Raw genomic sequence first — 23,206 nt, 5'->3', positions numbered from 1 at the left:
TGGGTGCAGTGCCGGCAAGTCCTTGGGGGGATAGACCATGCGTCTGCATTTTCTGGCGGTGTTCGGTGCCGCGATGTCCTGTATTGCCTGTTCGAGCACGCCGGCTCCGGAACCGGATGCGCGCCCGGGTCTGCTCGCCTCCCTGCCACCAATGCCGTCGCTGCCGACGATTCACATGCCGGACGTCAATCTGGCCAATATCCACTTGCCGGGCACAAACCGCCAGGCGCCGCAGGTCGATCCCGATCTCGAGCCGGTGGTTTACTGGCGCGTGATTGATGACGATATCCTGGTGGTGCATGCCGATACCCATGGCTGCACCGTACGCTCGGATTTCACGGTCGATGTCGAGCAGTATCACCGCGATGTCTACACCGTGCGGCTGGTGCGGACCCAGCCGGACCGTTGCGGGCAGACCCTGCCCTGGGGCGCACAGCTCGGCTTCGGTTTCGAGGAGCTGGGCGTGCCGATCGGTGGCCGCGTCATCGTGCTCAACCCGATCGACCAGCGCGCCTGGGACTGGAATGAGAGTGGCCGCCAGGATGTGGCGCAACGCTAGGCCGGGGCTGCCTGCAGCCGCTCGACGGACACCTTGTCGGGATAAAAGGCCAGGCGGTCCTTGATCGCCGCGATATGGGCAAAGGGGCTTTCATAGCTCCACACCGCATTCTCGAGCCGCGATCCATCCTTCAGCCGGATATGGAAATAACTCGCCTTGCCCTTGTAGGGGCACCAGCTGGTCTGCATCGAGCGCTGCAGGAAGCGCGGCGCGATATCGCTGCGGCGGACATAGAGCACGGGCGAAGAGGTGTGCTCGCGCAGCTCCAGCGCCTGGGCACAGCTGGCCAGTTCTTCATCGCCAACACGGATGCGGACCTGATCATCGATCTCCCGCAATTCCAGCGGATGGTCGATCCCGGGCTGCAGGATGGGGCGGTCCGGTGTGTCTGTCATGGCGGCCCTTTCCGGTCAGGCGCTTTCGAGCACGCCCTTGTCCTTGAGATAGGCCTGCAACTCGCCCGTCTCGAACATTTCCTTGATGATGTCGCAACCGCCGACAAACTCGCCCTTCACATAGAGCTGGGGAATGGTCGGCCAGTTGGAGAAATCCTTGATGCCCTGACGGATGTCGGCATCTTCGAGCACATTGACGCTTTCGAAATCGACCTGGAGATGGTCGAGCACGCGCGCCACGACCGAGGAAAACCCGCATTGCGGGAAGACCGGCGTGCCCTTCATGAACAGCACGATGTCGTTATTCTCGACGGTGGCCTTGATGGCGTCGTGGGCATTGGTGGACATCATGGTGCTCCTGGTAAATCCGTACCGGAGAGCTGGGGGTTCCCGGCTCCCGCTGCAAGACCCGCCTGCCGCGCATTGGCAGCGAGATTGGCGGATCGCGTTGTCAGGCATACTACCGCATCGACGCCGCCCCGGGCGAGTGCCCATTTCAGCGCACCCCCGGGCGGCGCAGTGATGCGCTGGGTCTTTGCTGCGGTGAGGGCGCGTTTGGCGGCGCGGGCGAGATACCACAGATCAGCGCGCGAAGCCGGAAGGCGCAGGTCCGGTGCCGCCGAGGCGCTGATCGCCTCGATACCGATCACCTTCATCCCGGCCTCGCTGGCGCGCGCCAGCCGGGCGAGGGCGGCGGTGTCGAGGCCGGCATGGACGGGCGCCATCAGCGCATCGAACACACCGAGATCGATCGCCGCATCCAGCTCCGGCCCGCGGCCACACACGCCGATCTGGCGCACCATGCCGCGTTCGCGCAGGGCCTCGAGGCGGCGAATGAGCCGGTCCGACATTTCGGCGGCGGAGGGGCCGTGCAGCAGCAGCAGGTCGATATAGGGCGTTCGCAGACGTTCCAGCGAGCCGCGCACGGACATCTCGATGCCGCCGGCGGAGAAGTCCCGGTGGCGGTCGATATCGATGCCCGCCTTGGTGGCGATGAACAATCCGTCGCGCCGGCGCCCGCGCAGGGCCTCGCCAAGGCGGCGTTCGCCTTCGCCGCGCCCATAGGCCGGCCCGGTATCGAACAGGGTGATGCCGAGATCGATCGCCTCGGCGATCAGGCGCTGGCTGCCGCGTCGCGAGACCGCCAGTGATGCATGCGGTCCGGTGACACCGAAACCGAGACGGGAGAATGCGGCCGGATCGCTCATGCCTCAGGCATCGGGTGTGCGGGTTTCCAACGCCAGGGCGTGCAGCTCATTGCCCATTTTCGAGCCGAGCGTCGCATAGACCATCTGGTGCTGGGCGACGCGCAACTTGCCGCGGAACGCCTCACTGGTGACGATGGCCTTCCAGTGATCATTATCGCCGGCCAGGTCCTCCAGCTCGATTTTTGCGTCCGGCAGGCCGGCCTTGATGTGGGCGATGATCTCTTCGGCGGGCATCGGCATGGTCGGGCATCCTGGTATTGCTGTGATCACGAATTCTTGTGGGTCCCGGTGTCAAAGCGTGACCGCCCGGGGCGTGCGGGGCGGTGTTCAACGCCCTGCATCCGGCTCATACAGGAGCGCACGCCATTCGTCACGTTCGCCAGGAGATGTCCATGACAGGTTTGTCCGCACTGCACCGCCCGGCTGGCATCTTGCCGGCACTGTTCGCACTCGTTCTGCTGCTGGTGCTGCCAACCGCTGCCGCCCATGCCGGCGAGCAATATACCGACCGTCAGGGCCGGGCGCTCAACGGCTATGATGCGGTCAGCTATTTCAACGAGGCCGGGCCTGTGCACGGGCTGGAGACGTTCACTGCCGACTACAATGGCGCCAGCTGGTGGTTTGCAAGCGAGGCCAATCGGGCGGCCTTCGTCGCGGATCCGGCGCGCTACGCCCCGGCCTATGACGGGCATTGCGCCTATGCGCTGGCCCATGGGCGCAAGGTGCGCAGCGATCCGCTGGCCTGGGAGATCGTGGACGGACGGCTGTATCTCAACTTCTCGACCGCGATCCATCAACGCTGGCAGGCGGATATTCCCGGTTATCTGCAACAATCGGAGGCGAACTGGCCCTCCATCGAGCCGGAAGCCGCGGCGCGCCCGAGCCGCTGGTTCTAGGTGCGTGAAAAACCAGTGGGGTTGCCGGGAATGGCGTGGCAAGCTGTGGCACACGTTATTCGGGGAATGTCCATGCGTTATATGTCCTTGCTGGCCACAGCGGCCTGCGCTTCTTTTGCGATCGCCTGTCAGCAGCCTGCCGAGATTTCCGCACCGGATGGCGACACCGCAGCGGGGATATCGTCCGGCCTCGCACCGGCGATGGACCGGGCGCAATTGCTCGAGGATTTGCGCATTCTCGCGGCCGACGACATGCAAGGCCGCCTCGTGGCGACGGCGGGCAGTGAACGCGCCCGCGCCTATATTATTTCGCGCTTCCAGGAGATCGGCATCGAGCCGATCAATGACAGCTTCGTGTCGACCTTCGAATTCGATCGCCCCAATGGCTGGAGCCCGACCACGGTCGGCACCAATATCATCGGCCGCCTGCGCGGCACCGGCGATAGCGGCCGGGTGATGGTGGTCAGTGCGCATTATGACCATATGGGCGAGCGCGGCGGCCAGATCTGGAACGGCGCCGACGACAATGCCTCCGGTGTCGCGGCCCTGCTGGCGACGGCTGCGAGCTTTGCCGCCAGTCCGCCCGAGCATGATATTGTTTTCGTGGCCTTCGATGCCGAAGAGCATGGCCTGCGCGGCGCCGAGGCCTTTGTCGCCAGCCCGCCGGTGCCGGTCGAGACCATCGCCTTCAATCTCAATCTCGACATGGTTGCGATGTCCGACGAGCGCATTCTCTGGGCGGTCGGGACCTATCACTATCCCTTCCTGATGCCGGTCGTGGAGGCCGTGCGCGCCCGCTCGGCCGTCAATCTGCCGACCGGTTTTGACGAGCCGTCCGAGGATCATGGCGCCGACTGGACCAATGCGACCGATAGCGGCGCCTTCCACGCTGTCGGCATCCCCTTCATCTATCTCGGCGTCGATTATCACCCGCATTATCACGAGCCGACCGATACCTATGAGAACATGACGCTGGATTTCTTCCAGGACGCCTCGGAGACGGTGGTCGATTTCGCTCGCGAGTCCGACCGTCAGCTCGACTTGATCGGCGACCGGTCGGGGCGCTGAGTTTAGGGAAAATCAGGGCTTGAAGCTCTAGCGACTAGAGAGATTAAGCTCACGGCACTCGTTTCGAGGATTGTTTCGTGAGGTTCTCATGTCTGGAATGACCGTCGCCTTCCTGGTTGCCATCGGCGTGATCGCGCTGGCTTCCATCCCCTTCGTGATCCTAGCCCGGCGGGATTTCGCCCGACTGGGCCGATGGTCGCTCCCCGTCGCGCTGGCCTCCGGGGTGTTGATGCATGGTTTGGCGCTGGCCATTCTCGGGCTCGCCTTCAGTGATCGAGGCAGCCTTTATGCCGTCACGCCGGTCAACCTTGTCGCGGGGCTTGTCCTGGCCACAGCTGGCGGATGGATGATCCATATCGGACGCAGACGATTTGGTTCCACGGCGCGGGTCTACGGCCTGCGCGAGGACGAACTGATTGAACAGGGCGTGTACCGGCATTCACGGAACCCGCAATATGTCGGCTATTTCGCCCTCATGCTGGGGAGCAGCCTGGCGTCAGGGTCAGCCCTGGCGCTGGGCGGTGCGCTCGTCTTCGCCGCCTTCATCCATGTGTTCGTCACCGGCGTGGAGGAGCCTCATCTGAGGCGCGATTTCGGTGACGCCTATCGCGCCTATTGTGGCCGGGTGCGCCGATACCTGTAACTTCGCGCCGGGCTTGCTATTCCGCCGCCACCGCGACCTTGTTCATCAGACCGGGCAGCCAGCCTGCCCACGCCTCGCGCAGGCGGGTCAGTTCGAGGCTGTGGGCGCCATTGACGGTGATGGCCGTGCCGCCGCCCAGTCCGACCACCTGGATCGGGATATCGTCGGCTTTCGCGTCCTGCAGGATGGCGATGGCGTCTTCCTTTTTGGCGGCGATGAGATAGCGCGCCTGGTCTTCGCCAAACAGAAAACCATGCATCGGCACAGCGCCTTCATGGGCGAGTTTGATGCCGATATCGGAGGCCAGCGCCATGTCGGCGGCGGCGCAGGCGAGGCCGCCATCGGAGAGGTCGTGACAGGCAGTCAGGCGGCCGGAGCGGATCTGGCCGCGCACGAAATCGCCATTGGCCTTCTCCACCGCGAGATCGACATGCGGCGCACCGCCTTCTTCGCGGCCCTCGATTTCCTTGAGATAGACCGAGGCGCCCATCGCGCCCTTGGTCTCGCCGACCAGCAGCAGGATGTCGCCGGCTGTCAGGCCGCCAAACTGGCCGCGCTTGTCGAGATCGGGGATCAGGCCGACACCGCCAATGGCGGGTGTTGGCGGAATGGCGGCACCATTGGTCTCGTTATACAGGCTGACATTGCCGGACACGACCGGGAAGTCGAGAACGCGGCAGGCTTCGGCCATGCCATCAATACAGCCGACGAACTGGCCCATGATCTCGCGCCGTTCCGGATTGCCGAAATTGAGGCAATCGGTGATGGCGATCGGATCGGCACCGGCGGCGGTGAGATTGCGCCAGGCTTCGGCGACGGCCTGCTTGCCGCCCTCAAACGGGTCGGCCTGGCAGTAGCGCGGCGTGCAGTCGGTGGTGATCGCCAGACCCTTATTGGTGCCGTGGATGCGCACGATGGCGGCGTCGGACGGGTTCTGCGAACTGGCGACGGTGTCGGCCATCACGTGGCGATCATATTGCGACCAGATCCAGGCCTTCGAGGCCATGTCGGATGAACCCATCAGCTTGAGCAGAATTTCGCCCATATGCGCCGGCTTGGCGACATCGCCGGCCGGGATCTGGGCCCGCACTTCCGGCGCAAACCAGGGGCGGTCATATTTGGGGGCATCATCGGCCAATGGCGCGATCGGGATATCGCAGACGGTCTCGCCCTTGTGGGTGAGGACCATGCGCTTGCTGTCCGTGGTCTGGCCGATGACGGCGACATCGAGTTCCCATTTCTCGAAAATCCGCATCGCGACGTCTTCGCGGCCCGGCTTCATGATCACCAGCATGCGCTCCTGGCTTTCCGAGAGCATCATTTCATAGGTCGACATATTGGTTTCGCGCTGAGGCACCTTGTCCATGTCGAGCTCGATACCGATGCCGCCCTTGTCGGCCATCTCGACCGAGGAGGAGGTGAGGCCGGCGGCGCCCATATCCTGGATCGCGGCGATGGCATCGGTGGCCATCAGTTCGAGACAGGCCTCGATCAGCTTCTTTTCGGTGAAGGGATCGCCGACCTGGACGGTGGGGCGTTTCTCCGCGCTATCATCGTCGAATTCGGCCGAGGCCATGGTGGCGCCGTGAATGCCGTCGCGGCCGGTCTTGGAGCCGACATAGACAATCGGCTGGCCCGGCTGGGCGCCGCGGGCATAGAAAATCTTGTCGGCATCGGCGAGGCCAACGGCCATCGCATTGACCAGGATATTGCCGTTATAGCCGGCATGGAAATTGGTCTCGCCGCCCACGGTCGGCACGCCGACGCAATTGCCATAGCCGCCAATACCGGCGACGACGCCGTCGACCAATTGCCGTGTCTTGGCATGGTCCGGCGCGCCAAAGCGCAGCGCATTCATCAGCGCAATCGGCCGCGCGCCCATGGTGAAGACATCACGCAAAATGCCGCCAACCCCGGTCGCCGCGCCCTGATAGGGCTCGATATAGGAGGGGTGATTATGGCTTTCCATCTTGAAGATGGCGGCCTGGCCATCGCCGATATCAACCACGCCGGCATTCTCGCCCGGGCCCTGAATGACCTTGGCGCCCTTGGTCGGCAGCTTGCCGAGATGCAGGCGCGAGGACTTGTAGGAGCAATGCTCCGACCACATCACCGAGAAAATCCCCAGCTCGACCAGATTCGGCGCCCGGCCCATCCGGTCCAGGATGACCTGGTACTCGGCCTCGGACAGCCCGTGTTCCTTGACGATATCGGCGGTGATGTTTTGAGCGTAGTGAGTCATGTGATCAGGCCGATCCAAGCAGAGATTCAAACAAAGCCAGCCCATCCGTCCCGCCATGCCGGGCATCAACAGCGCGTTCCGGATGCGGCATCATGCCGAGCACATTGCCCTGCTCGTTGATGATCCCGGCAATGTCGTTGGCGGAGCCGTTGGGGTTGGCGCCGTAGCGGAAGACGACCTGGCCTTCATTCTCGATCCGGACCAGGGTTTCGGCGTCGGCGAAATAATTGCCGTCGTGGTGGGCGATCGGGATGATCAGCCTGGCATTGGCCGGATAGCGCGATGTGAAGCGCGTATCGGCATTGGTGACGGTGATGGGGGTGTCTTCGCAGATGAATTTGAGCTGCGCATTGCGCATCAGGGCGCCGGGCAGCAGGCCGCATTCGGTCAGGATCTGGAAGCCATTGCACACCCCCAGGATCGGCGCGCCGGTGGCGGCATGGGCGATGATCGCCGGCATGATCGCCGAGTGCGTCGCCATGGCGCCGCAGCGTAAGTAGTCGCCATAGGAAAACCCGCCGGGCACCATGACGAAATCCGTGCCTTCGGGCAGGGCGGTTTCCTGGTGCCAGACCATGGCGGGGGCGGTGCCGGTGACGCGTTCGATCGCATCATGGGCGTCGCGGTCGCAATTGGACCCGGGAAAGACGATGACGGCGGATTTCATGGCCACGTCGCCCCTATTCCAGCTCGATCGAGTAGCTCTCGATCACCGGATTGGAGAGGAGTTTGGCGCACATCTCGTCGACGCGGACCCGGGCGGCCTCGGCATCATCGCCGGTCAGGTCGAGCTCGATCAGCTTGCCCTGGCGCACCGAGGTGACCTCGTCATAACCCATATTGTGCAGCGCGCCGGCAACGGCAGCGCCCTGTGGGTCGAGAACGCCAGGCTTGAGGTAGACGTGGATTTTCGCTTTCACGGGAACGACTCGCTTTTAAGGCCTGCTTCGGATGCGCCCTGCATAAAGCGCGCGGCCTGCCGATGCAATCAAGCAGCGCCAGTTGATGAGCCCCTTCAGACATGAAAACGCCCCCGGCGATGCGGGGGCGCTCTCAAGCCGGTTCGGACCGCGAACTATTTGCCCGCTTCGTCCGCTGCGTCGGGCACCGAGCGCGGCATGTCCTTCATGACGCCGAGGCGCCGGGCGACTTCGGCATAGGCCTCGGTGACATTGCCGAGATCGCGGCGGAAGCGGTCCTTGTCCATCTTCTCATTGGTTTCCATGTCCCACAGCCGGCAGCTGTCGGGGCTGATCTCGTCGGCTAGCACGGTGCGGACCATATCGCCTTCATAGAGGCGGCCGAATTCGAGCTTGAAATCGACCAGGCGGATATTGACCGCCGCGAACAGGCCGCACAGGAAATCATTGGTGCGCAGGGTCAGCGCCATCATGTCGTCGATTTCCTGCGGGCTGGCCCAGTTGAATGAGGTGATGTGGTCTTCCGACACCATCGGGTCGTTGAGCTCGTCCTTCTTGTAGTAGAATTCGACGATGGCGCGCGGCAATTGCTGGCCTTCCTCGATCCCGAGGCGCTTGCTGATCGAGCCGGCAGCGACATTGCGGCAGACGACTTCCAGCGGAATGATCTCGACCTGACGCACCAATTGCTCACGCATATTGAGGCGGCGGATGAAATGGGTCGGGATGCCGATATGGGCCAGCTGCATCATGACATATTCGCTGATGCGGTTGTTGAGCACGCCCTTGCCTTCGAGCGTCGCCTTTTTCTCACCGTTATAGGCGGTCGCATCATCCTTGAAATACTGGACGATCGTGCCCGGCTCGGGACCTTCATAGAGGATCTTGGCCTTGCCTTCGTAGAGTTTCTTGCGGCGGGACATGGGCGGCGCTCCAGTCGGGGTCCGGGGTCAGGTCCGGACCGAAAATGCGCGACGCGGCCCGAATCGGAGACCGGACCGCGCGTTGAGGGGGCAAATTATCCGGCCTTTGTGTTCTTCGCAATCCCTTGCTGCGGTGCGGCAGGCCTGTGCGGTGGCGATTGATTTCATGCAGCGGGCAAGCTAACCAATCCCCCAACGACCCATCCCCAAGGAGAGCCGCCATGTCTGGCATTGATGATCGCGAATCCGGTTTCGAAAACAAGTATGCCCATGACCAGGAACTGGACTTCAAGGCCAATGCCCGGCGCAACAAGCTGCTCGGCCTGTGGGCGGCCGAACTGATGGGCCTCGATAGCGAGGAAGCCCTGGCCTATGCCAAGACGGTGATCGTCGCCGATTTCGAGGAAGCCGGCGATGACGACGTGTTCCGCAAGATCCGCGCCGATCTCGACGCGAAAAAGGTCGAACTCTCCGATCATCTCCTGCGCAAGCAGATGGATGAACTGATGGCGACCGCCCGCGACCAGATCCAGACCGAAAGCTAGGCGCGCGGCGGGATCAGCCCGCCGCCTCAACCTCCGCCGTCACCGACAGCCAGCGATCCAGCGCCTCGCGGATATGGTCGCGGTCGTAATTGGTGGTGATGATCTCGAACACCGTGCCGGTCTCGCGGTCCATCAGGACCAGGAAGCCGGTGCGGCCGACCATCTGGTCGTAGAGCCCGGTGATGCCCGCCTCCACGGCGCGTTCGCGCACCGCGGCGCGCTGGCCGAGGGTGAAGTCGAAGCGGACGAATTCCACCGCGGCGTCGGCATAATCCGGGCGCACATCATCGATGCGCGGTTCCAGGATGCGGCAGGCACCGCACCAGGACGAGCGAAACATCGCCGCCACCAGCCGCGGCCGTTCCTGCTCGGCCTGCGAGGTCTCGGCCTCGGCGCTCCATTCCGCCCGCAGGAAATTCGGCGCCAGAAAAGCCCCCAGCAGGGCGAGGACGATGAGGGCGGTGCGCATGTGGCGAAGCTCCGTGTGATGCCTGTCCGGACTATAGGCGGGCGAGGCGATAAGGCGAGCGCGGCCGCCATCACACTCGCGTTATCTAGGCCCCGCCTTGGCCACGACCAACCCGAATACAAAACCAATCCTCGTCATCCTGACGAAAGTCAGGACCTCGATGTCGTAAGGTGTTGCCTGGCTTGCCATCTCGCCCCCACCCGCGCAGGTAAACTCTACCCAGGACCTCGATATCACCTGCTATTGGTTGATCATCTCATACAAATCCCGCCACTTCGGATTCTCCCTCTCCACCAGCGCGATCTTCCACGCCCGCCGCCAGTTCTTCAGCCGCTTCTCCCGCGTGATCGCATCGGCCATCGTCGCGGCGAATTCGAGCCAGACCAGGTTGTGGATCTGGTATTTCGCGCAGAATTTCGATCCGCGCCCTTCGCGATGCATCCAGACGCGCATGGCGATATCGCCTGTGACGCCGACGTAGAGCGCGCCGCGAGGGCGACTGGCGAGCATGTAGACACAGGGTTGGATGCCCATTGTCTCGAGGTCCTGACCTTCGTCAGGATGACGATAAAATGCATATGTATTAAATGCGACCAGTGATCGTGAGTCGCCAGACTGCTATTCCGCCTCTTCCGGCCGGATCAGGCCTGGCAGGCCGTCGATCGACAGGGCATTGCTGGCATAGCGGCGCTCGCGCCATTCGGCGTCGGTGCGGTGTTCGTTATAGCGCAGCAGCTGGTCGCGCTCGCCCTTGAACTCGTAGAGCGGCACGCCCCAGCCGCAGCTGTCCTGGATGCGCGAGATGCGGGCGGTGATGACGGCGCGCGCCTTGGGGAATTCACCGAAGAGGGCGCGCTTTTCGGCAAAGCCGGGCTCGTCGAAACACACCGCATGGCCCTTGCCATACAGGCGCAAGATCTTGGCCGGCCCGTCCATGGCGCAGAACATGAAGGTGATGCGGCCATTCTGGCGCAGATGCGCCACCGTCTCGATGCCCGAACCGCCGAGGTCGAGATAGGCGACCTCGTGCGGGCCGAGAATGCGGAAGGTGTCGTGGCCCTTGGGCGAGAGATTGACGTGGCCATGGCCCGACGGCGCCGTGGCGACGAAGAACATCTTCTGCGCCGCGATGAAGGCTGTGACCTTGTCGTCTATCGTCTCGTAGATCTTGCTCATGGATGTCTCCCTCGCTCGGGAGAAGCTTATGCCGGGACCCGGATGATTGCCATCCATTCGCCGGGCTTTCTTCCCCGTCCCTGACGGGGAAGTGGGCCGGACGCAGTCCGGGCCGATGGGGCGGCGAGCCGGGGCGAAAAATCAGTCGGCAAACACCCGGGCGAAGATCGTGTCGACATGTTTGAGGTGATAGGCCTCGTCGAAACAGGCTTCGATCGCTGCGTTGCCCAGATGCGCGGTGACCTCGGGATCGGCCTTGAGATGGTCGACCAGCTGCCCGCCCTCATCCCAGGTCTTCATCGCATTGCGCTGGACGAGGCGATAGCTGTCCTCGCGTGACACACCGGCCTGGGTCAGGGCCAGAAGCAGGCGCTGGGAATTATGGATGCCGCCCTGGGCGTCGAGATTTTCCTGGCAGCGATCGGCATGCACGATCAGGCCCTCGACCATGCCGGCACAGCGTTGCAGCGCAAAATCGAGATGGCCATTGGCGTCTGGTCCGATACCTCGCTCGACGGAGGAGTGGGAGATATCGCGCTCATGCCAGAGCGCGACATTTTCTAGTCCCGGGGTGACGGCGGAACGCACCAGGCGCGCCAGCCCGGTGAGGTTCTCGGTCAGGATCGGATTGCGCTTGTGCGGCATCGCCGAGGAGCCCTTCTGTCCCTTGGAGAAGAATTCCTGCGCCTCGCGCACTTCGGAACGCTGCAGATGGCGCACCTCGATGGCGAGATTCTCGATCGCCGAGGCGATCAGGCCGAGCGTGGCGAAATAATTGGCATGGCGGTCGCGCGGGATGACCTGGGTCGAGATGGGCTCGACGGAAAGGCCCATCGCGTTTGCGACATGCGCTTCGACGCGCGGATCGATATTGGCGAAAGTGCCGATGGCGCCGGAAATGGCGCAGGTGGCGATCTCGTCACGCGCCGCAACCAGCCGCGCGCGATTGCGTCTGAACTCGGCATAGAAGCGGGCGAATTTCAGCCCCATCGTCGTCGGTTCGGCATGGATGCCATGCGAGCGGCCGATGCAGACGGTGAATTTATGCTCCAGCGCCCGCGTCTTCAGCGCCGCCAGCACCCGGTCCATGCCCTCAAGCAGAAGATCGGCACTGTCGCGCATCTGCACGGCGAGGCAGGTGTCGAGCACGTCCGACGAGGTCAGTCCCTGGTGCACAAAACGGCTCTGCTCGCCGACATGCTCACCAAGATGGGTCAGAAAGGCGATGACATCGTGTTTGACCTCGGCCTCGATCTCATTGATCCGCTCGACATCAAACTCGACATCCTTCGCCGACCACACCGCCGCCACCGCCGATTGCGGCACCACACCCAGCTCCGCCAGCTTCTCGGTCGCATGCGCCTCGATCAGATACCAGATCTTGTACTTGTTCTGGTCCGACCAGATGGCGGCCATTTGCGGGCGGGTATAGCGGGGGATCATGGGCGGCTCCGTCGGCGCGTTGTGAGCAAGCGCGGGAGATGCGGCAAGGGGGCGAAAAGGTCAAGGGGAGGGACGTGTGCCGCAAGCGACTACAAAGTTTGGAGTCTTCTGGAACTGGTCGGTTCCGAAGCCTTTCGGTCACCACCTGTGGCTAGTGGTCGAGAAGCCTGCCGCTATCAGTTGGAGATAGAAAGATCGACCGATATCGGTGATTTCGTATCCTGTCTGGGTCGGGCGTACCAAGCTCATCCGAACCAGAAAAGACATCCAATCACAGATGTTGCGATAGGCCCGATTGCCCGCGCGCGCCACATGAGTATCGAAGTATGGGGCCAGTGCCTCATTGGACAAGGCGCCGCGTCTCAGAGCCTCCAGGGCCTCGATTTGGCTTCCATATATATCGCGACCAACAGACTCCCAGTGCGCTCGTCTATTGGCGAGAGCGAGTTCCAGTTTTAGGTGATCAACCGAACCCAGCGATGCATCGTTCGCTATGACGTTGTTTATGTGATCAAGCCAGGGGCGAATATCTGGGTTGGGTTCTGAATCCAGACCACTCGACACTTCACTGGAATCCGGCTTCGGAAGAGACTCGCTGGCAAAGCGGGCACCTTGTTGATCCCGGGGTCTAAACTTAAATGCGGATCCATCGAAACTCATAACTCGATCAAGTAGTTCCGAGATGTCCTTCTTAAACAATAGCGCAACCGTAATCGCCACCAGTGGCCACGCGAGCGGAACAAGGACTCCTGTGAGGAATGAAAAAAGCCCTTCCACAATGAACCCTGTCCAACCGAAGAACGTCAATGTTGGGGCCTCGCCAGCGAGTGCAAGCATCACTCTCAAGAAGCAATAAACCTCAGCGCAACTTCGTGTGCAACTGATTCCCGCTTCGTCCCTGATTCGTCCTTCGGGCACCCGCTCCGCGCGGAGAGGATGACGCGGCGCTAAATCGCCGTGCTGAGAGGGACGTGTACCTCTGGTACGCGTCCCTGGGAGGACTCTATTTGGGGCGTGATTCCAGGCGATGAAGCCCGGCATCGGCCGAAGCCGGGTTTTTCTTGGGACAGGTACCAGAGGTACCTGTCCCTCTTCAGGCGTTCCGTGCAAATTATTGCATTAAATGGAAATGCACTTTATAGGTGCGCCATGCCCCGCTCCGCCCGCATCGTTCATCCCGGCGCACCCCATCATGTCACGCAGCGCGGCAATCGGCGGCAGCAGGTTTTCTTCACCGATCAGGATTATGCGCAATACCTCAAGCTGCTGACGGAAGCCTGCCAGCGCGAGCAGGTGCAGTGCTGGGCCTATTGCCTGATGCCCAACCACGTTCATCTGGTATTGGTACCTGACGATGCGGCGGGGCTGTCGCGGGTGCTTTCCTGGACACACCGCCTCTATACGCACTATTTCAACACCACCGGAGCCGGCGCCGGAATTCTTTGGCAAGGCCGTTTCAAATCGTCACCGATGGACGAGGCGCGGCTGCATTCCGTTTGCCGCTATATCGAGTTCAATCCGGTCCGGGCCGGGCTTGTGGCTCATGCGCAGGATTGGCAATGGTCGAGTGTGCATGCGCATCTCGCCGGGCAGAGTGATGGCCTGGTGAGGGTAGAGCCGATGTTGTCGCGGATACCTGATTGGCACGCCTACCTGCACGCGATTGATCCCTACGCGTGAAGAGGGACGTGTACCTCTGGTACGCGTCCCAGGGAGGAGTCTGTTCCTCCCGGCTCTTGCAGGCGCCTGCGCCCGGCATCGGCCGAAGCCGGGTTTTCCCTGGGACAGGTACCAGAGGTACCTGTCCCTCCTCAGATCACATCGCCCCCCAATCCACCTCGGCATTGCGATCCAGCACCCGCGACCCATCCGGCATCGCATACTTCAAACCCGAGCCGCAATTGAACAACACGCAGTCGGCATCGCGTTCGATCAGCCCGTCATTCATCGCCTTTTCCATCGCGGCCAGCGTTGCGGCACCTTCCGGGCACAAGAGGAGACCGTCCTCGCGGGCGCACCGCACACGAGCCGCCTCGATGGCCAACTCGGAGACGGCGATGGCGAAACCTTCGCTCTCCTTGCAGGCATCAATGATCAAGAAATCGCCGATGGCCTTGGGCACGCGGATGCCCATCGCGGCGGTGGTGGCGTCGAGCCATTCGTCGGCATGGCGTTCGCCCTTGTCCCAGGCGCGGACGATGGGGGCGCAGCCTTCCGCCTGGACGGCGATCATTTTCGGGCGGCGTTTGCCGATCCAGCCGAGTTGCTCCATCTCGTCGAAGGCTTTCCACATGCCGATCAGGCCGGTGCCGCCGCCGGTGGGGTAGAAGATCGCTTCGGGCATGCGCCAGCCGAGCTGGTGGGCGAGTTCGAGGCCCATGGTTTTCTTGCCCTCGATCCGGTAGGGCTCTTTCAGGGTCGAGAGATCGAACCAGCCCATCCTGTCCTTGCCGGCCGCGACCAGGGCGCCGCAATGATGGATCAGCCCGTTGACGCGGAAGACATGGGCGCCCTGCAGCGCCATCTCGCGGATATTCACCTCGGGCGTGTCATCGGGCGCGAAGACATAGCTCTCCATCCCCATGCGGCTGGCATAGGCCGACATCGCGGCGCCGGCATTGCCATTGGTCGGCATGGCGAGGCGCTTGATGCCGAAACGGTGGGCCATGGCGACGGCCAGCGCGAGGCCGCGCGCCTTGAAACTCCCCGTCGGCAGCCGGCCCTCATCCTTGATGCGCACGCGGCCGGTGGCGCCGGAGGCTTTCGCCGTCGCGGGGACATCGATCAGCGGTGTTGTCAGCTCGCCGAGGCGGCAGACATCCGCGTCATTGGCGACGGGCAGAAGCTCGCGCCATTTCCAGAAGCCGCCCCGGCGGGCCGAGATGGCGCCGCGATCGATCTCGCGCTTCGCCTTGGCGAGGTCATAGCGCACCAGCAGCGGCTTGCCGGCGTCGGAGAGATTGTGCGGCTGGTCCTTGTCGTAATGCTTGCCGGTCTCGGAGCATTCCAGATGGGTGACATAGTCGTGGTGCATAGGGGCGCTCCAGGGCTTGTGATCAGGTGGTGAGACTGGACCAGATTGCCCTCAACACCAATCCGGCATGGCGCAGGGTGATCATGCGGGTGTCGACCGGCCGGCCGGCGACCCAGGTGCCGCGCACTTCAAGCTGACGCAATTCGCCGGCATCAAGGCTCAGCGGATCGCGTGCCAGCCAGGTGAAATCGGCGCGCTTGCCCGGCTCGATGGTGCCGATCTCAGCCTCCAGCCCGAGCTGGCGGGCGGCATTGATCGTCATCGCTTCAAGCGCCTGTTGCGTATTGAGCCGCTGGTCGGGCCCGATCAGCTCGCCGCCCTGGCGCGGCTGGCGCTCGATGGCGGTGCCCAGGGTGCGCATCGGATCGATCGGGGTGGCGGGATGATCGCCATGCAGGGTGATGACGGCGCCGCTGGCGAAGGCGTCGCCGACCGGCATGTAGCGCGCGGTGCGGTCCGGGCCGACCAGGTCGGGCAGGATATGGCCGTAAAACCGGACATGATCGACGAAGAAGCCAAGGCTGACGCCGAGCCGCGCGGCGCGCTCGATCTGGGCCGGGGTGATCAGGGCGAGATGTTCGAGCCGGTGATGCAGCATGGGGTCCGGCGCGGCGGTCTGGGCCGCCTCGATGGCATTGAGCGCCATCTCGATCGCCGCCTCGCCCTGGGCGTGGATGGCGATCTGATAGCCGCCGCGCTGGGCCTCGAGCACCAGGGCATTGGCGGCGTCCTGGCTGTAGTTGAGTGTGCCGCGCCAGTCGGGGGCGAGGCCGAGCACGTCTTGCGTGAAATGCGAGCGCTGATAGGGCTCGGCCAGTGCCGCGCCGCCGATGAAGGGCGAGCCATCCATCCAGATCTTGATGCCGGCCAGCGAGGTGTTGGCATCCTCCCCAGTCCAGAGCTCGAGCGCATGGTCGCGCCGCGCCGGGGCCGTGTAGAGCGCGGTGCTGACCGGCGCGCGCGGCTGGCTGGCGACGCCGTGCACCAGGGCGAGCGGATCGCGGGCATTGCCGACAAGGCTGGCGGCACCGATCGTGGTGTAGCCGGCGCGGGCATAGGCATCATATTGCAGATTGAGCAGCAGGTTCAGCGCCGCATCGCCGGCCTGCGGCACGGCGGCCATCACCTGGCCGATGGCGCTGATCTCGATCAGGCGGCCGGTGAGATTGCCATCGGCATCGCGTTCAAACTGGCCGTTTTCCGGATCGGGCGTGGTGCTGCCGAGACCGGCGGCGGCCAGGGCGGCGGAATTGGCGAAGGCCTCATGCATCATCTGGGTGAGGATGATCATCGGCCGCTCCGGCGCGATGGCGTCGAGCTCGGCCAGGCCGGGCGGTGGCAGCGGGTCGAGCATGGCCGGATCCCAGCCGAAGGCGATGATCCACGGCGTCAGCCCGCGCTGGCTCGCAGCCCGGCGCAGCGTCTCCATGATCTCGTCGCGGCTGGCATGGCTGACCCCGCTGACATCAACCGCCGCGCCCAGCTGCGCCGAGGCGAGCGGATGCGTGTGCGGCTCGATCAGGCCGGGCACAAGCGTGCCGCCGAGCAGGTTGACCCGCTTGGCATTCCACGGCGCCAGCGCCTCGATCTCGGCCTTGCTGCCGGTCGCGATGATGACGCCATCGCGGACATAAATGGCCTCGACCGTTTCATCGCCGGCCATGGTGCGGATGGTGCCGCCATGGAAAATCTGGTGTTGTGACGCCGCCGGCGCCCTCAGTGACACGCCCCAGCTCAGCAAGAGCAGGGCAAGGGCGGTGACGATCAGTCGTTTCATGGCGAGGCGCTTCTGCTGCTGTGTCAGGCGCCCATGCTAGGGCAATGATCCGCCATGACCAGAGCTTTCACATCAGACCCAGAGTCTTGAAACTCGCCGTATTCTCGCGCCCGATCACGAGATGGTCGTGGACGACGATCTCGAAGGGTTTGCAGACATCGATCAGGGTGCGCGTCATCTCGATATCGGCCTGGCTGGGGGTGGCGTCTCCCGAGGGGTGGTTGTGGACCAGGATGATTGCCGAGGCCTCATTGGCCAGCGCCCGTTTGACGACTTCGCGCGGATAGACCGGGGCGTGGTCGATCGTGCCGGTGCCGAGGACCTCATCGCCGATCACCTTGTTCTTGCGGTCGAGGAAGAGGACACGGAACTGCTCGGTCGTGGCGTGCTGCATCGCCGTGCGGCAATAAGCGACCAGCGCCGCCCAGGAGGCGATAACGGGGCGGCCGATCACCTGTTCGCGGGCCAGGCGGGCGGACAGGGCCTGGATCAGCTTGAGCTCGGCGGCGCAGCGCTGCGAGACGCCATCAATGGTGGTGAGTTGTTCGACGGGGGCTGCGGCAACGCCGCCGAGATCGCCGAAGCGCGCGATCAGCGCCTTGGCGATCGGTTTGACATCGCGGCGCGGGATGGAGCGGAAGAGATAAAGTTCCAGCAGCTCGTAATCGTGCAGGGCCTCACCACCCGCCAAGGTTAGTTTCTGGCGCAAACGCTCGCGGTGACCATCGTTTTGCGCGGGTGAGGCCATGGCGTCAGGTGTTGTAGGGGGGCTTGTCGAGGCCCTTGGGCGATTTGGTGAAGATCTCATAGCCATCGGCGGTGACGCCGAGGGAGTGCTCGAACTGGGCCGAGAGCGATTTGTCGCGAGTGACGGCGGTCCAGCCATCATTGAGGACTTTCACATCGGGCCGGCCGAGATTGAGCATCGGCTCGATGGTGAAGAACATGCCTTCCTTGAGCACGACGCCTTCGCCGCGCGTGCCGAAATGCAGCACATTGGGGCTGTCATGGAAGAGCTGGCCGAGGCCGTGGCCGCAGAAGTCGCGCACGACGGAGCAGCGGCGCTCCTCGGCATATTCCTGGATGATCGCGCCGATCGTGCCCAGGGTGACGCCGGGTTTGACGGCTTCGATCCCGGCCATCATCGCTTCATAGGTAATGTCGATCAGGCGCTCGGCTTTGCGCTTGGGCTCGCCGGCCGTGTACATGCGGCTGGTATCGCCATGCCAGCCATCGACGATGACGGTGACATCGATATTGAGAATATCGTCATCACGCAGCGCCTTGGGCCCGGGAATGCCGTGGCAGACGACATGGTTGAGCGAGGTGCACAGCGAGTGGCGATAGCCGCGATAATGCAGCGTCGCCGGCGTGGCGCCATGGTCGAGGATGAATTCGCGCGTCAGCCGGTCGAGATGCTCCGTGGTGACGCCGGCCTTGACCTCGGGCACCAGCATGTCGAGCACCTGGGCGCCGAGACGACCGGCCTTGCGCATGCCCTCAAAGCCTTCCGCACCGTGCAGCTTGATGCGCCCGTCGCGCGGCGATGGGGCATCATAATCGTCAATGCTGTCATAGGCAGTCGTCAAGGGGCAGTCCTCCGCTATCCCCCCATATAGCCAAAGCGCGCGCCGTTTGAAACGGCGCGCGCTGGGATTGCTGGTATTTTATTTCCGGTTATTCGCCGGCGTGGCCGTAGAGATTGCCGAAGAAACTGTCGTCATTCCACGCCGGGCGTTCGTCGCTGTCGGCGATTTCGCGCGCGATCAGATAGTTGATATTGGCAAATTTGGCGCCCTGGTCGAACAGGACTTCCAGGTCACCGTCGAGCTGGTCGGTCTGGCGATGATAATGGGTGCTCAAGAAGCCCATAAAGCCCTCGCCCTCATCCCAGCGCGGATCCGGCGAGGAGAAGCCGGTCATCAGGAAGAGCGACGGCACGCCCTCGCGCACGAAGTTGTAGTGGTCCGAGCGCACGAAGATCGATTGCTCCGGAATCGGATCCGGGCTGACCTCGATATTCATCCGGGCCGCTGCGCGCGTGGCAATCGGGCCCAGATTGGAATGCTCGCTCCCGAAGGCGACGACGTCGTTGAACTCATAGACGATGACCGGCATGTCGAGATTGACATTGGCGACGATGGCGTCGGCCGGCACTGTCGGGTTGCGGGCAAAATGCTCGGAACCGAGCAGGCCCTTTTCCTCACCGGCCAGGGCGACGAACAGCACCGAACGCCGCGGCGTGCCCTGTTGCATGAAGGCGCGTGCCGTTTCCAGCATGATCGAGACGCCGGACGCATTGTCGACCGCGCCATTGCAGATCGAATCCTCACCGTCATTGGAGCGGCAGCCACCGCGGCCGCGCATGTGATCGTGGATGGTGCCGATATGGTCGAGATGCGCCGTCAGCACGACAATCTCGTCGGCCAGCACCGGATCACTGCCGCGCAGCATGCCGACCACATTCGGGGCGGTGAAAGGCTCCGAAATGGTGCGCTGCTGCAGGCTGACGCTGTGCGGCAGATCGAAGCGCGGGAAGGTCGGGTTTTCCTCGTCCGACATCGCGGCCCGGACGTCTTCCAGGCTCATCTCGGCGCCCTCGAACAGGCGTGCACCGAGCGTGGCGCCAACCTCGGCGCTCACCTGGATCTGGTCACGTGAGGACGGGCCTGTGGCCGGCGTCAGGCTGGTGACCGGAAGCGCGGCGGTGCCATCGGCGTAGGTGCGCATCTGCTCGTCGGTACGGCTGGTCACGGTGATCATGCCGACGGCGCCATGGGCGGCGGCGAGATTGCGCTTGGTGGTGTACGACAAGTGATGGGCCCGCTCTTCGCTGGGCAGGCCGCCGGGGACACCATTCACGATGACCACGATCTTGCCGGCAACGTCGAGGCCGGCATAGTCGTCATGATCGCGATTGGGGGCCGAGACGCCGTAACCGACAAACACCAGCGGCGCCGTGACGCTCGATTCGGGCAGGCTCGGATTGGTCGAGATATACACCCGGTCGCCCTGGGCGAAGGTCTCGCCGTCGAGGCTGAGGCTGTTATAGGCCGCGTCGGCAGTCACATCCTGCAGCGGCACTTGCTGGAAATAGCCGCCATTGTCGCCGGCCGGTTCCAGACCGAGCAATTGCATCTGCGCCGCGACATAATTGGCGGCGATCTCATAGCCATCGGTGCCGACATCGCGGCCCTGCAGATAGTCCGATGCGAGAAAGCGGATATGCGCCTCGATATTTTCCGTGCGCACATCCGGCATGAATTCGGCCGGAGCCTCGACGGCAGTGTCAGTGGATGAGCCGCAGGCGACGAGCGCGAGACAGGCCAGAACAGGTGCCAGAAACTTCATGGAAGCCTCCCCCAATAGCGGTGTTGATGTTGGCGCGGACTATAGCGGGCGCGAGTGCGGGCACAATGTGAGCGGATGTTAATTATCCGTGAGACGGAAGCCGGGTGCAGACGGGCCGGTGATGACAGCTGTCACGGGCGATGGGTGACGCCTGTTTCTGCAATGCCGGCCGCCGCCGCGGCAAGGTGATGTCCGGACAACAGCTACAGGACGGACCCGGCCATGACCGATTTGAAGGCAATGATTGATGCGGAGCGAAAGCGCTATTGTGTCGCCGCGGGCGGCGGTGTGTCGCTGCCCGTCGCCGGCGCGCTCTACTGGGCGGTGATGGGCGGGCTCGGTTTCTACCTCGCGCCACCACAGTGGGCGATCGCGGCGGCGGCAGGGTCGGGACTGATCTTTCCGCTCGGCATCCTGTTGCAGGCTCCGATGCGCTCGCCCTTCATGAAGTCGAAATCGCCCCTGTCGGGCGTCACCATGGCGGCGATCGCGGCGATCAATCTGCTGTGGCCGATTCATATCCTGCTGATCGGTGGTTTCCCCGAGGGAGCGCCGCTGACCCTCGCCATCGGCATGAGCCTGCACTGGCCGATCATCGGCTGGGCCTATCACAGCCGGGTCAGCCTGATCCACGCCTTCGTCCGGGTCGCGGCCGTGACCGTGATCTGGTACGGCTTTCCCGACTGGCGGTTGACGGGCATTCCGTTTGTCGTCGCCGGGCTTTATCTTTTCGCTGCGGCGGGCCTGCGCTGGGAAGTCCTGCGCTTTCGCCGCGCCGGGGTGAGCGCGGCCTGATCGGGCGCGCTGTGAAGGTGAAGGTGAAGGTGAAGGTGAAGGTGAAGGTGAAGGTGGAGAGGCCATGATGCAGCGGATACTTGCCCTGTTATCGCCGAACCGGCCCTGGGTGCATCTGGTCTATCTGGGCTTTTTCTTCTTCGCCTGGCTTTACCAGCCGCCCGGTCTCGAGCAGGCGCTGGTCGCGCTGGCGGCGATGGCCGGTTTTGTCACGCTGTATATTTTCAGCCTGCGTCGGCGCGACTGGACCGTCTATCCGGCAGCACTGGTGGCCGGCGTGCTCGGTTTCGCCTTCATGCCGGTGACGATCGGCGGCGCTGTCTATCTGGTGTTCGCTGCGGCCATGCTGGGTTGGCTGCCGCCCTCCGTGCCTCGCACAGCCGCCCTGGCGGCCGTCGCGCTCGCCATCCTGTCGACCGCCTGGCTGATGCAGCAACCGCTCGTCTATGTGGCCGCGCTGCTGGTCCTGGCCGTGATCGCTGCGGCGGGTGCGGCGATGGGCGCGCGGCGTCAGCGCCAGGAGGCCGAGGGTGCCGCGCGTCAGCGCCAGGCCTCGGCCCGGGCCGCCGAAGCCGAGCGCCAGCGCATCGCGCGCGATCTGCACGATCTGCTCGGCCATACCCTCTCGGTCGTGACGCTGAAGGCCGACCTGGCCTCGCGCCTGTTCGACGCCGACCCCGAGCGGGCCCGCAGCGAGCTGGCGGAAATCCAGTCAATTTCGCGCACCGCCCTGGCCGAAGTGCGCGAGGCGGTTGCCGGTCTTCGTGACCGCAGTCTGGAGACGGCGGCTGAGGAAGCCCGCCAGCATCTGGAGGCCAGCGGTCTGGCGGTGTCGCTGCAGCTGGAGGCCACGGACCTGACCCGGCCGCAATCGACGGCGCTGGCGATGGTGATCCGCGAAGCGGTGACCAATATTATCCGCCATGCCGGCGCGCGTCAGGCCACGATCCGTACGGCTGGCGATGCCGGAGCTGTCGCGCTCACCATCAGTGATGACGGATGTGGTGGAGCCTCTCTCGGTGAAGGCGGGCTGGGCGGGCTGGCGGCGCGGATTGAAGGCCTGTCGGGGCGGTTTTCGGTGGAGACGGCTGATACCGGCACGACGGTCCGGGCCTGGATTCCCGAACACAAAGAGGGTGATGATGCCTAGACTCATCCTGGCCGAAGACCAGACCCTGCTGCGCGAGGCCCTGGCAGCGCTGCTCGGACTCGAGACCGATATCGAGATCGTCGGCACGGCCTGCAATGGCCGCGAGGCGCATGATCTCGTGCGCCGCCACGACCCCGATGTCGTGGTCACCGATATCGAGATGCCGGACATGACCGGGCTGGAACTCGCCGCCCTGCTCAAGCGCGAGGGTGCGCGGGCGCGGGTGCTGATCGTGACGACCTTCGACCGGCCCGGCTATCTGCGCCGCGCGCTCGAGGCGGGCGTGGCGGGTTTCATTTTGAAGGACGGTCCTTCAACCCGTCTCGCCGATGCGGTCCGGCGCGTCGCGGCCGGTGAACGGGTGATCGCGCCGGAACTGGCGGAGCGCGCCTGGAGCGAGACCGATCCGCTGACCGATGCCGAACGCCGTCTTCTGCGTCTGGCTGAGGCGGGGCTGGAAAGCCCGGCCATGGCCGAAGCGACCGGTTTGGCGCGTGGCACGGTGCGCAATTATCTGCACAGCGCCATTTCCAAGCTCGGGGCGGGAAACCGCATCGAGGCGGCGCGTCTGGCGCGGGAGAAGGGCTGGCTCTAGGGCGCAAGCCCTGGCCG

The 23,206-nt window shown here is 63.9% G+C and carries 27 protein-coding genes; 9 read left to right on the top strand and 18 right to left on the bottom strand.

The annotated features are described in order from the left end of the window. The first annotated feature begins 37 nt into the window (after window positions 1-37). Window positions 38-559, top strand: coding sequence for a hypothetical protein (locus tag ACN0TK_RS15145; protein WP_417310362.1), 522 nt, complete (start codon window positions 38-40; stop codon window positions 557-559). Here the strand turns inward: ACN0TK_RS15145 and ACN0TK_RS15140 are convergent. Genes ACN0TK_RS15140 through ACN0TK_RS15125 form a run of 4 tightly spaced genes read right to left on the bottom strand, consistent with a single transcriptional unit; the run spans window position 556 to window position 2,402 of the window. Next, the gene (locus tag ACN0TK_RS15140) at window positions 556-954 is read right to left on the bottom strand and encodes a DUF427 domain-containing protein (RefSeq protein WP_417310361.1); all 399 of its coding nucleotides are present in this window, start codon (window positions 952-954) and stop codon (window positions 556-558) included. The two genes, ACN0TK_RS15145 and ACN0TK_RS15140, sit on opposite strands and share 4 nt — an antisense overlap. Before the next feature lie 15 nt (window positions 955-969). Further along, window positions 970-1,302 carry a Grx4 family monothiol glutaredoxin gene (gene grxD, locus ACN0TK_RS15135; protein ID WP_417310360.1) on the bottom strand — a complete coding sequence of 111 codons (333 nt, stop codon included), beginning with the start codon at window positions 1,300-1,302 and terminating at the stop codon, window positions 970-972. Continuing rightward, window positions 1,302-2,162 (bottom strand): aldo/keto reductase, encoded by an 861-nt coding sequence (locus tag ACN0TK_RS15130; protein WP_417310359.1) that lies wholly within the window; start codon window positions 2,160-2,162, stop codon window positions 1,302-1,304. Before ACN0TK_RS15130 ends, grxD begins: the two co-directional genes overlap by 1 nt. 3 nt (window positions 2,163-2,165) lie before the next feature. Continuing rightward, window positions 2,166-2,402 carry a BolA family protein gene (locus ACN0TK_RS15125; protein WP_417310358.1) on the bottom strand — a complete coding sequence of 79 codons (237 nt, stop codon included), beginning with the start codon at window positions 2,400-2,402 and terminating at the stop codon, window positions 2,166-2,168. 152 nt (window positions 2,403-2,554) lie between these two features. On the opposite strand from ACN0TK_RS15125, the gene ACN0TK_RS15120 reads away from it, so the two are divergent. The 3 genes from ACN0TK_RS15120 to ACN0TK_RS15110 all read left to right on the top strand — a co-directional run bounded on the left by ACN0TK_RS15120 (window position 2,555) and on the right by ACN0TK_RS15110 (window position 4,769). Beyond that, complete coding sequence (locus ACN0TK_RS15120) at window positions 2,555-3,058, top strand: YHS domain-containing (seleno)protein (RefSeq protein WP_417310357.1); 504 nt, start codon at window positions 2,555-2,557, stop codon at window positions 3,056-3,058. 72 nt (window positions 3,059-3,130) lie between these two features. Then, on the top strand, window positions 3,131-4,126 hold the full coding sequence (locus tag ACN0TK_RS15115) for a M20/M25/M40 family metallo-hydrolase (protein WP_417310356.1): 996 nt from the start codon (window positions 3,131-3,133) through the stop codon (window positions 4,124-4,126). Between the two features lie 88 nt (window positions 4,127-4,214). Beyond that, entirely contained in the window at window positions 4,215-4,769 is a 555-nt protein-coding gene (locus ACN0TK_RS15110; protein ID WP_417310355.1) for a methyltransferase family protein, read from the top strand. Window positions 4,770-4,785: 16 nt separating this feature from the next. Here the strand turns inward: ACN0TK_RS15110 and purL are convergent, their stop codons facing one another. The 4 genes from purL to purC form a co-directional block, all read right to left on the bottom strand. Continuing rightward, on the bottom strand, window positions 4,786-7,011 hold the full coding sequence (gene purL / locus ACN0TK_RS15105; RefSeq protein ID WP_417310354.1) for a phosphoribosylformylglycinamidine synthase subunit PurL: 2,226 nt from the start codon (window positions 7,009-7,011) through the stop codon (window positions 4,786-4,788). A gap of 4 nt (window positions 7,012-7,015) precedes the next feature. Continuing rightward, the gene (purQ, locus tag ACN0TK_RS15100; protein ID WP_417310353.1) at window positions 7,016-7,678 is read right to left on the bottom strand and encodes a phosphoribosylformylglycinamidine synthase subunit PurQ; all 663 of its coding nucleotides are present in this window, start codon (window positions 7,676-7,678) and stop codon (window positions 7,016-7,018) included. A gap of 13 nt (window positions 7,679-7,691) precedes the next feature. After that, the gene (gene purS / locus ACN0TK_RS15095) at window positions 7,692-7,931 is read right to left on the bottom strand and encodes a phosphoribosylformylglycinamidine synthase subunit PurS (RefSeq protein WP_417310352.1); all 240 of its coding nucleotides are present in this window, start codon (window positions 7,929-7,931) and stop codon (window positions 7,692-7,694) included. A gap of 155 nt (window positions 7,932-8,086) precedes the next feature. Continuing rightward, entirely contained in the window at window positions 8,087-8,854 is a 768-nt protein-coding gene (purC, locus tag ACN0TK_RS15090) for a phosphoribosylaminoimidazolesuccinocarboxamide synthase (RefSeq protein ID WP_417310351.1), read from the bottom strand. A 221-nt stretch (window positions 8,855-9,075) separates the two neighbouring features. On the opposite strand from purC, the gene ACN0TK_RS15085 reads away from it, so the two are divergent. Further along, window positions 9,076-9,399, top strand: a complete 324-nt coding sequence (locus ACN0TK_RS15085) for a DUF1476 domain-containing protein (RefSeq protein ID WP_417310350.1) — start codon at window positions 9,076-9,078, stop codon at window positions 9,397-9,399. Between the two features lie 13 nt (window positions 9,400-9,412). Here ACN0TK_RS15085 and ACN0TK_RS15080 read toward each other — a convergent pair whose 3' ends face one another. The 5 genes from ACN0TK_RS15080 to ACN0TK_RS15060 all read right to left on the bottom strand — a co-directional run bounded on the left by ACN0TK_RS15080 (window position 9,413) and on the right by ACN0TK_RS15060 (window position 13,324). After that, window positions 9,413-9,868 carry a thioredoxin domain-containing protein gene (locus ACN0TK_RS15080; RefSeq protein ID WP_417310349.1) on the bottom strand — a complete coding sequence of 152 codons (456 nt, stop codon included), beginning with the start codon at window positions 9,866-9,868 and terminating at the stop codon, window positions 9,413-9,415. 240 nt (window positions 9,869-10,108) lie between these two features. Then, window positions 10,109-10,402: a GIY-YIG nuclease family protein gene (locus ACN0TK_RS15075; RefSeq protein ID WP_417310348.1), complete on the bottom strand. Its 294-nt coding sequence runs from the start codon at window positions 10,400-10,402 to the stop codon at window positions 10,109-10,111. Between the two features lie 84 nt (window positions 10,403-10,486). Next, window positions 10,487-11,044 (bottom strand): pyridoxamine 5'-phosphate oxidase family protein, encoded by a 558-nt coding sequence (locus tag ACN0TK_RS15070; RefSeq protein WP_417310347.1) that lies wholly within the window; start codon window positions 11,042-11,044, stop codon window positions 10,487-10,489. Window positions 11,045-11,185: 141 nt separating this feature from the next. Beyond that, entirely contained in the window at window positions 11,186-12,487 is a 1,302-nt protein-coding gene (purB, locus tag ACN0TK_RS15065) for an adenylosuccinate lyase (protein WP_417310346.1), read from the bottom strand. 138 nt (window positions 12,488-12,625) lie between these two features. Next, on the bottom strand, window positions 12,626-13,324 hold the full coding sequence (locus tag ACN0TK_RS15060; protein WP_417310345.1) for a hypothetical protein: 699 nt from the start codon (window positions 13,322-13,324) through the stop codon (window positions 12,626-12,628). Window positions 13,325-13,636: 312 nt separating this feature from the next. Here ACN0TK_RS15060 and ACN0TK_RS15055 point away from each other — a divergent pair, with 312 nt between their 5' ends. Further along, entirely contained in the window at window positions 13,637-14,167 is a 531-nt protein-coding gene (locus ACN0TK_RS15055) for an REP-associated tyrosine transposase (RefSeq protein ID WP_417310344.1), read from the top strand. Window positions 14,168-14,303: 136 nt separating this feature from the next. Here ACN0TK_RS15055 and ACN0TK_RS15050 read toward each other — a convergent pair whose 3' ends face one another. From ACN0TK_RS15050 to ACN0TK_RS15030, 5 genes are all read right to left on the bottom strand, one after another. After that, complete coding sequence (locus tag ACN0TK_RS15050; RefSeq protein ID WP_417310343.1) at window positions 14,304-15,521, bottom strand: threonine synthase; 1,218 nt, start codon at window positions 15,519-15,521, stop codon at window positions 14,304-14,306. 22 nt (window positions 15,522-15,543) lie between these two features. Next, entirely contained in the window at window positions 15,544-17,298 is a 1,755-nt protein-coding gene (locus ACN0TK_RS15045) for an amidohydrolase (RefSeq protein WP_417310342.1), read from the bottom strand. Window positions 17,299-17,365: 67 nt separating this feature from the next. After that, a complete protein-coding gene (gene radC / locus ACN0TK_RS15040; protein ID WP_417310341.1) occupies window positions 17,366-18,106 on the bottom strand; it encodes a RadC family protein in 741 nt (246 codons plus the stop codon). After that, window positions 18,051-18,887, bottom strand: coding sequence for a type I methionyl aminopeptidase (gene map, locus ACN0TK_RS15035; protein WP_417310340.1), 837 nt, complete (start codon window positions 18,885-18,887; stop codon window positions 18,051-18,053). The genes radC and map overlap by 56 nt, the downstream gene beginning before the upstream one ends. Window positions 18,888-18,975: 88 nt before the next feature. Beyond that, on the bottom strand, window positions 18,976-20,649 hold the full coding sequence (locus ACN0TK_RS15030; protein WP_417310339.1) for a M28 family metallopeptidase: 1,674 nt from the start codon (window positions 20,647-20,649) through the stop codon (window positions 18,976-18,978). A 222-nt stretch (window positions 20,650-20,871) separates the two neighbouring features. Between ACN0TK_RS15030 and ACN0TK_RS15025 the strand changes: the two genes are divergently transcribed. From ACN0TK_RS15025 to ACN0TK_RS15015, 3 genes are all read left to right on the top strand, one after another. After that, entirely contained in the window at window positions 20,872-21,444 is a 573-nt protein-coding gene (locus ACN0TK_RS15025; protein WP_417310338.1) for a DUF7010 family protein, read from the top strand. A 64-nt stretch (window positions 21,445-21,508) separates the two neighbouring features. Next, window positions 21,509-22,594 (top strand): sensor histidine kinase, encoded by a 1,086-nt coding sequence (locus ACN0TK_RS15020; RefSeq protein WP_417310337.1) that lies wholly within the window; start codon window positions 21,509-21,511, stop codon window positions 22,592-22,594. Continuing rightward, complete coding sequence (locus ACN0TK_RS15015; RefSeq protein WP_417310336.1) at window positions 22,587-23,189, top strand: response regulator transcription factor; 603 nt, start codon at window positions 22,587-22,589, stop codon at window positions 23,187-23,189. The genes ACN0TK_RS15020 and ACN0TK_RS15015 overlap by 8 nt, the downstream gene beginning before the upstream one ends. The last annotated feature ends 17 nt before the right edge of the window (window positions 23,190-23,206 follow it).

The organism is Devosia sp. (genome assembly GCF_048261455.1).
Lineage (GTDB): Bacteria > Pseudomonadota > Alphaproteobacteria > Rhizobiales > Devosiaceae > Devosia_A.
This window is presented reverse-complemented; position numbering and strand designations above follow the sequence as displayed.